The following is a 9843-nucleotide window of genomic DNA, read 5'->3' on the forward strand; positions in this document are numbered from 1 at the left end:
CGCCACCGCGGCGGTGGTGCTGGCGACGGGAAGCGACGCGTCGATCCCGCCGATCCCGGGTCTTGCCGACGCCGCGCCGTGGACGTCGCGTGATGCGACGAATCTCGTCGAGGTTCCCGCACGCATCGCGGTCCTCGGCGGGGGCGTCGTCGCCTGCGAGGCGGCGACGTGGCTCGCGGAGCTCGGGAGTGTGGTCACGATGGTCGTGCGGGGCAACGCACTGCTTCCGTCGATGGAACCCTTTGTCGGGGAACGAGTCTCGTCGGGACTGCGAGACAGGGGAGTCGACATCCGCTTCGGCACGACGTTCGGGTCGGTGGCGCGGCCGGAGGTCGACGACACCGGCTACGGGCGAGTACACGGCGGGCCGGCTGTCGTCGAACTCGCCAACCGCGACGGCGACGTCGTCGATCGACTCGAGGTCGACGAGATCCTTGTCGCCGCGGGTCGACGTCCGCGCACCGTCGGCGTCGGACTCGAAATACTCGGTATCGATCCCAAGAGCAAGCTCGACGTCGACGATCACTTGAATGTCGCCGGGCACGACTGGCTGTATGCGGTCGGCGACGTCAACGGTCGCGCGCCACTCACGCACATGGGCAAGTATCAGGCGCGGGTCGCCGGCGACGTGATCGCAGCACGCGCCGAAGCCCGTTCACTCGACGGTGAGCGATATCTGGCCACAGCCGACCACGCGGCGGTGCCCCAGGTGGTGTTCACCGAGCCGCAGGTCGGGTCGGTCGGGCTGACCGAGCGTGCCGCCAACGACGCGGGCATCGATGTTGTCATCTCCGAACTCGACATCGAGGTCGCAGGGTCGGCGCTGGCACGCGAGAATTACAGCGGCCGCGCGGTGCTGGTCATCGACCGCGCGCGAAATGTGTTGGTGGGAGCTACGTTTTGCGGACCCGACATCGCGGAGCTCGTGCATTCGGCCACCGTCGCCGTCGTCGGCGAGATTCCCCTGGAAAGGTTGTGGCACGCGGTCCCGTCGTATCCCACGGTCAGTGAGATCTGGCTGAGGCTGCTCGAGAACCTGCGCGAGGAACAGAGTTGATCTGCGGGGTGTGCGCCGGTCGCCGGTAATGTCGGGGTATGGGCACGCCACATCTCATCACGGCTTCTGACCTGCGTGATCTGGGCGATGATCCCAAGCTGCGGGTCGTCGACGCGACCGTGCATCTCCGATTCGGTGACGGAGCGCCGCAGATCGAGTCCGGGCAGGAGTCGTACCTGGCCGGGCACATTCCCGGCGCGGTGTTCGTCGATCAACTGCTCGCGCTCACCGACCCCGACGGGGAGGCGCCGTTCGCCGTCGTGTCGTCAGAACAGTTCGCTGCAGCCGTGGGTGCGGTAGGTGTCGGCGACGACTCGCGCGTCGTGGTCTACGACTCGGAGAACGGGATCTGGGCCACCAGGCTGTGGTGGCAGTTCGGTCTCGAGGGCTTCGACAACGTCGCCGTGCTCGACGGTGGCCTGCAGGCGTGGGTTGACGCGGGCTTCCCCGTCGACCGCGGCGAATCAAGTTATCCGCCTGCAGAATTCACAGCTCAGCGGCGGCAAGAACGCATCGAGACCACCGAAGAGGTGGTGACCGACGTCGACGACGCGGGCGTGCTGCTCATCAACGCCCTCGACCGAGACACCTTCGCGGCAGGCCATATCCCCGGAAGTGTGAACGTGCCCTTCGGTGAATTGGTCGACGAGCGGGGCACGTTGAAAGACGTTCCCGCGCTTCGAGCGATCTTCGACGCGGTGGGCGCCCTCGACGAGTCGGTGCGACCCGTCACCTACTGCGGAGGCGGAATTGCGGCCACCGCAGCAGCTTTCGCCCTCGCGGCGGTTGGCCGCGACGACGCATCGGTCTACGACGGCTCGATGAACGCGTGGACGTCCGACCCATCGCGGCCGCTGGCGCCCAGCTGACGTCGAGTTGCGTGGGATCCTGGGGTGCAAAAATGCCCCCGAGGATCCCACGCAACTTTCGTCGGGTGCCCCCAGTCGGACTCGAACCGACACTGTGCGGATTTTAAGTAGTGCCAGCCCGCCTAGTCGGCACCACTTCCACCAGCGGATACGCCTTGGCTGTCTCGGGATCGCCGCAGGTGAGGCGCTATGTTTCGCCACCTACGGCGTACTAGCTGCCCCCGGTTAGCTACCTCCGGATCACCCCCGCGCGCCGGGGTGGTGCCGGGGCGGTAGCTGTTCGCGGGCGTCTCGCTGGTCGGTGTGGGGGCTATGGCGCACGGCGCGCCCCCGGCATAGGGTGGGCCACGTCCGGGCAGTAGGGACCGCTGGTAGCGGTCCGGCTCGGTCGGGACGGGTTCTCGACAAGCGACACGCAGCATCCCCAGCGACGGGTTCGTTCGGGCTAAGTGAACATAGTGAGTGCAGTTCGGTCAGGGGCCGGATTTTCTGCTGGTAGTGCCAGCGACGAAACCGACCATATTTTGACCGAAATGAGAAATGTAATGACGACCACGCGTCCTGCCGATAATCGGCCGACGACTACTTACCCGTTCTTTGCTCGCCCCCCGCGCCCTGGCGAGTTGTTCGCCTTTGGTGCTGATCCCAAGGCTGTCGGTTATTCCAGTCACGGCGATGTGCTGGTCAATCAGACCGTTGACGGCGTCGACCTGAACTCAATTTGGGACGAAGCCGCCTCCGCTATGGCGTTGTGGTCCAAACAGCGCAGCGCCTTGGCCGCGCTGATTTCTTATCCGACTGTCTCGGTGGGCGACGCTATCCCGCAGACGATTGGCGGTGATCATTTCGAGGAAGCTTCGGAATTCGGCGAGCCTACGGGTATTCGGGCTTCTCCCGACGCGTTGATTCTCGGCTACGACTTCCGCGACAAAGACCTCGCAAGCCGATTTACGTGGAAGTTTCTGCGCAGCGCCAGTGCAGAACAAGTGCGCAGCGTCATTGACCGCGCAATGGAGGCGGACAATCGCCTCACCACGGGAACTCTGTTGCGGCAGTTGTTCGCCAAAACTCCACGTCAAAACGAACTCGGCCAGACGGTTTACGGGCTATACAACGGACTTGACGGGATGGTGCCACCGCCGTACGCGGGGCAGACTTTCCCGTCGACGAGTTCGCACCTGTTGGTCAGCGGTAATACCGCGCTTGATCCTGGCGATTTGGTGGACGCGATTAATCAGGTGCGCGGTAAGGGCTTCGGAGTGGACGCCGCGAGCAAGCTAATTATCCTCTGTCATCCGATAGAAAGTGAGATCATCAGTACGTTCCGCGCGGGGGTGGTGACTAACGGCGTTGCCAGCAAGTACGACTTCGTCCCCAGCGCCAGCGCGCCCGCTTATCTCACTGAAGATAACGTGGTCGGGCAGGTTGCGCCCGGCGAGTTCGGCGGTTTGGAAGTTTTAGGAAGTTTCGGTCCAGCTTGGATTGTGCCTTCCTATTATTTACCTCAGGGATATATCGCCGTAGTGGCGACCGGTGGGCCGAATAGCGCGCGGAATCCCGTTGCGTTCCGTCAGCACCCGAACGCCGCGTATCAGGGCTTGCGCATTATCCCCGGGCGCGACCAGCGCTACCCACTGCAGGACTCATTTTTCCAACGTTCATTCGGTACCGGGGTACGGTATCGAGGAGCGGCGTGCGTGGTGCAGGTGAAGGCCAGCGGCCCGTATACCGAGCCGACGTGGGCGTGGAACTGATGAGCAACCGCGACGTGATGCGGGCAAACGCCGCGATGCTGCGGCTGGGAGCCGACGCCGGCGAGTTCTCGTGGGGGCCGGGATTGACCCCACCTGGTCTGAAAGACGCGCCGCCGAGTGAGGGCGGAAGGTATCGCGGTAAAGCGCCGAAGCTGCCCGCGACGACCGGGAGCGGCCTGCGCGCCTTGGCCGACGAACTGGACGAGCGGTCCGCCCCCAACGTCCTCGACCCCGAGGGGTCTTGGTGAGTGGGCGAGTGTTCCGGCGTGACCGTAAGGGTCGGTTCTCGGCGACGCCAGGGCACGAGGTTCACAGCGCGCTGGTCGAAGCGGACGCGGCTCTGGCTCGCGCCGAGCAGGGCGTGCGTGAGATAGCTGCGGCTCGCGCGTCGGCTGGGTCGTCCTCGAAGGCGAGCAAGCGCACGGTTCGTCGGTCGGCTGTTGCGGGCGCTGCCGTGGGCGCGCTGGTCCCGGCCCCGGCCGGAGTGAAAGCCTCGACAGCAGGGGCGGCGTTGTTCGCCGCGAGCACGACAGCAGCCGGGGCCAAGTTGGGAGCCGCCGTCGGTAGGGCACGCAGCGGTCCAGCGTCGACGCCAGGCCGTCGAGTGCAGCGGTAACCCGTCCTATGGGTTGAGCTGCCCACGCCTACCCACTGGCACACACTGCCCGCTATCGGTGGCCGTGCCGACGCTCAGAAGGGTCGGAGAGCGCGCAGCCCTGGCCGCGTGGCCGCGCCACCCGGCAGCGCGCCACTGGCTCAACCACACAGACAGCGGGATTGACTTGTCTCCCGTGAGTGGAGTTGACGTGTCCTCCACGACCGAACGAAAGGCGCTTCGCATCTGCGCAATGCAGTAGCATCGCCGTTCACGCCGACCGCACTGTGCCGCGAGACAGAACGGGGTCAGTTCGTGCCTGAGCAATGTGGTGTGTTCGGAGGATACCGATGGACCGCCCGATCGGGTTGGATTCACGCAGGTCGGACATAACGGTCGAGAGGGGATGTGGTGGCCTTCCTTGGAGTGTGGCTCATTGTCGGCACCATTTGTGGGATTATCGCGATCGCAGTCAGCAGAGACCGTGATTCCAAGTGGTTCCTCGCGGGGTTTCTCCTAGGCCCGATCGGCATTGTCGTTGCGCTACTCGCGCCGCGGCGGTTCGAGACGCCATCAGGGATGCGTGCGGTCACATGTCCGCGATGCTCGGCACAGCAAAACGTCCCAACTGACGACACGTCGTACGAATGCTGGCAGTGCAAGCTGGTGTCATCTACACCCCGATCAGTCTGACTCGACCCTAGACGGCACGACTGTGAGTCTCTGAACCCTTGACGCGTGGTCACTTGCGTTGCAGATTTGAGCTGATCTCGCGGCTGGTCGCGGACCCTAGATTTTGGAACGTCCGTCAGCGTTAATGTGAGGCGGCAATCCACCCGGCTCTCGCCCTTCGCCTTGATCACTGTCTGGCGAGAAGCGCTGTTACAGAACCGCTTCCGACGGTGCGCAGTTGCGGCGTAGGGGCTACGTATGGCATGGTGGCAGGGCACCCACCGCTGGGTGCGCCCCGATCCTTCTCGAAGGCGGGGAGTGTCTCGATCAGCATGGTGATCGAGACGGCTGCGAGGTTCCGTCCATCCTCTCATGGTATTCGGCGGGAAATGGTTCACGGCGGCGCTGTGACGGCCTTGTAGAGTTGTGACAGCGAGTGGGTGGCGCGTCAGCCAGGCGCGAGACACCGTAGGGCGGCGCCCTTCCTGTGCGCAACACATGTTTTCCAACTTTGGAGACGTGTGTTCGCGCGCACGCTTGATTCGTTCGACAACGTCTCCTCATCTAACACAAGAGGAAGCGCAATGTCGCAACTACACGCGCGGCCACAGGTCGCCAATCCTACTGTTCCGCAGCACAATCCGCCTCGGCGTCGCCCAATCGTTGCCGACGAGCTGTCCAACCTGCCCACCCGCAAAGGTCGGGCGGGAGCCAAGGCGTTCTTCGCCGAGATCGGTGTCGAAGGCATCACTGATACCCGTATCCGCACCGCGAGCGAGAGCGGTGCTCTCCGGAAGTTCCGTATTGCCGGACACAACTGGTATGCCGACCGCGACCTGTTTGAGTGGTTGCAGTCGCTGGCCTCGGGTGGGCGGGACGGTGCGGCGTGAGCGCGGCATGGCAGGCCAGTTTCGCCAAGTATTCTGCGCTGGAGTACGTGCGCCGGGGCGATTGGTCGGGGATGTCGGCGGCGATGCTGCAGAGTCCCGAGGTCGCGCAGAAGGGCGAACTTTTAGAGCCGCAGCAGGTTACCGAGAGGCCCGATGGCAGCCGCGTGATTCAGCGCGAGCGGTGGTTGTCGCCGTTGGCGAATGAGCATCCGATGATCGCGGAGAGCCTGGCGCGTGCGCGTAATCACGATGGGCCGCATCGTAATCCGCGGAGCGTCGCGGAGTATGGCGAAGAGCAAGTACGGGAGTGGGAAGCCTCCGACGATCCACACCTTCGAGGCAGGGCCGAGGCGTGTCGGGCTGGCATTGATGACCACGACCCGCTGAGCTATGCCGACTACTACCCGGATCGTTTGCTGTTGAACACCGGACGGCCACCGCAGCCCCGACTACCGGGAGGCCGCGAGTACACGCTGGACGACTTGCGTCGGCACGAGGCGAACCGCCCGTACTACGAGGGTCCGCACGTGGTTCAGCAGATCGCCACCGCGCAGGAGATGTGGCAGCTCGACCACGATCGGGTATATGCAGCGGGCAATCCGGTGCGCGTGGTGATTCTGCACAACCACCCCGACGATTGGGGAACGAGCGTCGTTCCGGTGCCGATCAACTGCACTGCCGAACGTCGGGCGCAGCTGTTGTGGATGGATAACCGACCCGGTGGCGAGTACGAGGACTGCTGGCACTGTGGAGAAGACGAACCCGGCGGAATCGACGCGATGCTGCTCGTCACCTGCGGACCTGTTCTGCGGGTGTTCCCTACGTGCCGCGACTGCCACGACGACTTCCAGAAGTACTTTCCGCACGGCGGACTGGACTTCCAGTACGTGAGCGACAGGTCGTTCTTCCAGAGCGGCCTGCCCGACGACAGGTTCCTGTGATGGGGCGCGCGGCGATAGTGGCCGGGGCGTTGGGTGACAGAGCCGATCTGTTTCTCGGCTGGCGGGTGCGGGAGCGCCGCCGTTGGGGTGTGCGGGTGGTCGTTGACGAGCAGGGTCGCGAGTGGCCGGTCGGGTCGGGTGGCGTGAGGATTCTGCAGTCTGGCGACTTTCAGCTGACGGTGGGTGTACGTGACGGCGTACGGTACCCGGCTGCGGTGGGTGGCGTTGCGGCGCAGGGCGTCTCCGACGTAGCTGACGCCGACGTGGACGCCGCCGTGCGCGGTGGAAGTGGCGGTGCTGGGGTAGCTGCATCTCAGGCGGCTGCGGGCCTTGTGGCCGGTCGACCAGTTGTTGGTGACGAGCCCGTGACGGGCGACATCGACATCGGAGATGCGAAAGGGACGCCGCCCGGCGCTACCAGACGACGTCCCTTGTTTCACTCGGAGAGCTTGGCTAGTCGCTCTTCTGAACACGTCGGCCACGCCGACTAACGCAGCATACCCGTTGCCGCGCAACGCAAAACCCCTGAGAAAACGAGAATGCCCGCCGCTGGATAGGCGACCCACGGCGGGCGTTCTCGCTCAAACTGCTCTCCAGAACATCACCTGAGGCGAAAGGCAAACGCCAAGATGCACGACCATACTAACGCACAGCCACGGTCCATGCCACCACGTAAACCGCAGGGCCACAAACGAATTCGCGTGACTTGGCACGACACCCGCGACGGTTGCAGGGTGTTTCGGTGCCTTCCGCCGAGCATTCCTGAGGTGAGCGGACTCGGTCTGCGCGAAGCCGCCTTGGCCTACGCCAAGGCCGGGTGGTTCGTGCTCCCCGTCCAGCCGGGATCGAAGAATCCTGGGAGCGTGGTGGGTGCTGGATGGCAGAACAAGTCCAGCCGCGACCCGGAACAGATTAACGAGTGGTGGGACGAGAACCCCGACTTCGGCATCGCGTTGCACGTCGGCCGCAGTGGGGCTGTCACGTTCGATCTGGATAACGCTCGGCTTGATGAACTCCCAGCAGACCTGGCTGACGGGCTGCGCCAGGGCGTGTGTCAGATGAGCCGGCGAGACAATTCCGATCGCGGTCACTACCTGTTCGTCGCCGACGAGACCCACGGCAACGGTGCAGGGGCGTTCCGCCCGTTTGGCGACGTGCGCGGCAAGAACGGCGTGATCATCGCCGAACCCACACCGCACGTCAAAGACGAAGGACAGTATCGCTGGACCCGCAGCGGCGACATTCCACCGCTGCCAGATGCTCTTCGCCGATGCCTGTCGTCGGCGTCGCCCGACGAGGCCGAGCCACTGACTGACGCCGAGTTCACGGCGTTCTGTAGTGCGCCTGAGCACGATCGTAATGACCGGCCCGCTGGGTTGAACGGCGTGCTGGCAGTGTTCGAGAGCGACGTGTGCGACGGCGGCAGTAGTCACGAAGCGTTGGTGCGGGCGTTGCCGATGGCCTTCCGTGAGGTATGCGCAGGCTGCTATCCGGCGTCGATGGTCATTCAGGAGATGCACCAAACGTTTCTCGATTCGTTTACGTGGGACGGTCGCAGTCCCGACGGCCGCGACCGTCCAGCGCCGAACGAATTCGTACGGGTGGCGTCGTGGGCGGCAGCGCAAGCGTTGAAGGCTGATCCGGCCGAGACGCTGGCCCGGCTTGATCGCAACGACCCGACGAAGGTGAAGATCGACGAGGACGCGTTCTGGTCTGCCCGCCCCGAGCTGGCGCAGCTTCGCGACTTCGCTCGGTCGCGGCGGGTGGGGCCGTGGTCGATGTTCGGTGCAGTGCTGGCGAGGGCTGTCGCGGTGATTCCGCCGTCGGTGGTGCTGCCCGACCTGCGCGGCAGCTACGGCAGCCTGAATCTGTTTGTGGCGTTGGTTGCTCCGCCGGGTAAGGGCAAGGGCACGTCGGAGGCGGCGTCGGAGGACGCGCTCTGCACCGATCCCGAGGTGCATTCGGCCACGCCTGGCAGCGGCGAGGGCATCTTGAAGGAGTACGCGTTCAAACGGAAGTCCGACCAGGTGGACGTGCGCAACTCGGTGTTGTTCACCGTCTCGGAGATCGACTCGTTGGCGGCGTTGAAAAACCGCAGCGGTTCCACGCTGATGCCGGAGCTGCGCAAGGCGTGGATGGGCGAGCAGTTGGGATTCGGCTACGCCGCTGACGATAAGAAGTTCGCGATCAAACGACACCGGTACCGAATGACAATGGTCGTGGGTGTGCAGCCGGGGCGGTCGGAGACGTTGTTTGAGGACGCTGACGGCGGTACCCCGCAACGGTTTCTGTTCTTCCCGACGACCGATCCAGACCGGCCCAAAGGGCGACGCCCGCCCAATCCCGGCTCGGTGAAACTGTCGCGGTGGCCGGATGGAGTGCTGGTTACCGAGGGACGCGACACCGAGAAGATCGATGGTGACGACGGCGAGAAGGTGTTCTCGTTTGCAGTGGAGCCGCTGCGCCTTGCCGAGCGCGCCGATCCTGAGGGGTTTCACGTGTTGCGGGTGGCGCAGGTGATCGAGGACGCGATCGACGCCGAGACCGAGGCCGACCTAGACGGCACCTACGGCGACGACCTGAACAGTCACGGCACTATGGCTCGGCTGAAAGTGGCCGCAGCGCTGATGTGGCTCAACAGGCGCACCAATGAGATCACCGAACAGGACTGGGAACTCGCGGGGATTGTGAAGGCAGTGAGTGACAAGACCCGTGCGCTCACCGTTGGTGATCTACGCGAACGCGCAGAACGCAGCAACGACGCGCGAGCCAAGGCGGAGGCCCGGAGAGAGGTCGTCAAGACCGACGCTGTCTCCGAGCAACGAATGACCCGAGCGACAGACCTAGTGCGCAAGCACGTGCAGGCAGCGGAACGAATCTCCCGCAAGGCACTGCGGAACAAGCTCCGGCCCGAGCTGCGCGACCACCTAGACGACGCCGTGGATCGACTGGTGGCAGCGGGTGTTGTTACTCGCGAGGAAGGCCAACAAGGCAGCTACGCGGTGGTGTTCAAGGAGGTGAATTGACGTGCGCCAGTTGTAGACCGCAGGGGAGTACGGGGAGTA

The 9843-nt window shown here is 64.5% G+C and carries 8 protein-coding genes; all 8 read left to right on the plus strand.

The window, feature by feature from the left end; translation table 11 throughout:
- A partial coding sequence (locus tag A5777_RS21490; RefSeq protein WP_064864453.1) for a dihydrolipoyl dehydrogenase family protein occupies positions 1-1057 on the plus strand: 1057 nt, incomplete at its 5' end.
- 38 nt (positions 1058-1095) lie between these two features.
- The gene (locus tag A5777_RS21495; RefSeq protein ID WP_064864455.1) at positions 1096-1926 is read left to right on the plus strand and encodes a sulfurtransferase; all 831 of its coding nucleotides are present in this window, start codon (positions 1096-1098) and stop codon (positions 1924-1926) included.
- Between the two features lie 545 nt (positions 1927-2471).
- Positions 2472-3680: a hypothetical protein gene (locus tag A5777_RS21500; protein ID WP_231895160.1), complete on the plus strand. Its 1209-nt coding sequence runs from the start codon at positions 2472-2474 to the stop codon at positions 3678-3680.
- A complete protein-coding gene (locus tag A5777_RS21505; protein ID WP_064864457.1) occupies positions 3665-3928 on the plus strand; it encodes a hypothetical protein in 264 nt (87 codons plus the stop codon). Before A5777_RS21500 ends, A5777_RS21505 begins: the two co-directional genes overlap by 16 nt.
- An 8-nt stretch (positions 3929-3936) precedes the next feature.
- Complete coding sequence (locus tag A5777_RS21510) at positions 3937-4296, plus strand: hypothetical protein (protein ID WP_064864459.1); 360 nt, start codon at positions 3937-3939, stop codon at positions 4294-4296.
- 1235 nt (positions 4297-5531) lie between these two features.
- Entirely contained in the window at positions 5532-5837 is a 306-nt protein-coding gene (locus tag A5777_RS21515) for a hypothetical protein (RefSeq protein ID WP_064864462.1), read from the plus strand.
- Positions 5834-6778 carry a hypothetical protein gene (locus tag A5777_RS24825; protein ID WP_064864464.1) on the plus strand — a complete coding sequence of 315 codons (945 nt, stop codon included), beginning with the start codon at positions 5834-5836 and terminating at the stop codon, positions 6776-6778. The genes A5777_RS21515 and A5777_RS24825 overlap by 4 nt, the downstream gene beginning before the upstream one ends.
- Before the next feature lie 767 nt (positions 6779-7545).
- Positions 7546-9804 (plus strand): bifunctional DNA primase/polymerase, encoded by a 2259-nt coding sequence (locus A5777_RS21530; protein ID WP_064864468.1) that lies wholly within the window; start codon positions 7546-7548, stop codon positions 9802-9804.
- Positions 9805-9843 lie beyond the last annotated feature (39 nt).

The sequence above is a fragment of the Gordonia sp. 852002-10350_SCH5691597 genome (assembly GCF_001665715.1).
Classification (GTDB): Bacteria; Actinomycetota; Actinomycetes; order Mycobacteriales; family Mycobacteriaceae; genus Gordonia; species Gordonia sputi.